The organism is Porphyromonas bobii (genome assembly GCF_943169685.1).
GTDB lineage: Bacteria > Bacteroidota > Bacteroidia > Bacteroidales > Porphyromonadaceae > Porphyromonas > Porphyromonas pasteri.
Genome location: NZ_CALPBU010000016.1, coordinates 1 through 1,421, shown reverse-complemented (window position 1 = coordinate 1,421; position 1,421 = coordinate 1). Strand labels below are relative to the sequence as shown.

Sequence of the window (1,421 nt, the reverse complement as noted above, 5' to 3'; positions counted from 1 at the left end):
TGACTGGGGCTAAGTCGTAACAAGGTAGCCGTACCGGAAGGTGCGGCTGGAACACCTCCTTTCTGGAGTTCTGAAAATGGGCTTTAGTATAGTTAGTGTAGTATGTACGTAAGAGATGAGTTAGGTGATTTTTCTGAATGTGCGTACTCGCTTCTGCTGTCATATCGATCTTCTCACCCATCGCGAGGCGGTGACTGGCTATCCAGCTGGTCACCGCCTCGCTTCGTTTTATAGCGCTTCTTAATAGTATTGGTAGGGTAAACGACGTCGTCTGCCTATCCCTTCTGTGGGGTAGGTGGACGGCGCTTTTATTGGGTGGTGAAATTGACCAGTACTGGTCAGTGGTCGGAGCAGTACTGGTTACACGGCGAAGCAGTACTGGTCACTAATAGCGACCAGTAGTGGTTGGAATGGTGACCAGTACTGATTGCTTTCTACTCTTCGGAGGGGGCGTGGGAAGGCTGCCTTTAGTAGGGTGGTGTGAAGCTATATAGGTCGGCGGGCGAAACTATATAGGTTGATATCACTCATGTCTGCATCTACTCAAAAGGAATAAGGGGGTATGCAGTGGCTTTTCCCTTTTCGTACGCCTTTTATTCCCGCCAAGTGCAACGCCCTTCCAGCAGCTCGATCCTCCTACTTTCGAGAAGGTGTGCTGTGCTTCAATAGTTGTTTGGGATCAAACGACTATTGGTTTGGGGTGCGAAGCACTACTCGTTTGCTACTCGAATAAGTAGTGGTTTGCATTCAAACCACTACTACTTCACCCACGAATGACTATTGGTTTGCGCTGCCTCCCCATATCATTATATGACCGTCACCAGCCCTTTGTGCCCTTCATTCCCCCGCCAAGCGGACCTCTTCCCCGCTCAACTCCCTCCTTCTTCTCCCAGAAAAGCACCCATCTCCCCCAAGAGAATGAAATTTTTTTGCCCCCTGTAACTCTCTTGCTTATGGGGAAATGAATGCAACTCAACGGGTGTTCTTGAGAAATATTTTGCGTGAAGATTTGGTTTGTATTTAGTTTTTGCTCTATCTTTGCAACCGCAAACGAGAAACGAACCGCCTCGAAGAAGAGCTGACCCGAGCGAGGGTAGCTGAGGAAGGGGGGTAAAGACGTTAGCGAAGACGATATAAGTAAGGCGACTTACTTATGATTGACTCAAGGAGGAGTCACAAGGTTAACACCAGCGGCCCTCTTAGCGATCATTGACATACTTGATAAAAACAAACGAGAAAACAACGTAGAGCATATATAATAAGTTAGTATACAACCTGCGTGCTTTCTGATAGTAATGTTAGAAGTACGTTAGGCGCAAAAACAGATAAGGGCAGACGGTGGATGCCTTGGCTCTCGGAGGCGAAGAAGGACGTGATAAGCTGCGATAAGCTACGGGGATTGGCACATACAAATTGATCCG

General features: G+C 47.9%; 2 rRNA genes. Both read left to right on the top strand.

From position 1 onward, the window contains the following. Nucleotides 1-62: ribosomal RNA gene (locus tag KO088_RS08860) — 16S ribosomal RNA — on the top strand; the annotation flags it as partial. A 1,253-nt stretch (nt 63-1,315) separates the two neighbouring features. Then, a 23S ribosomal RNA gene (locus tag KO088_RS08855) occupies nt 1,316-1,421 on the top strand; the annotation flags it as partial.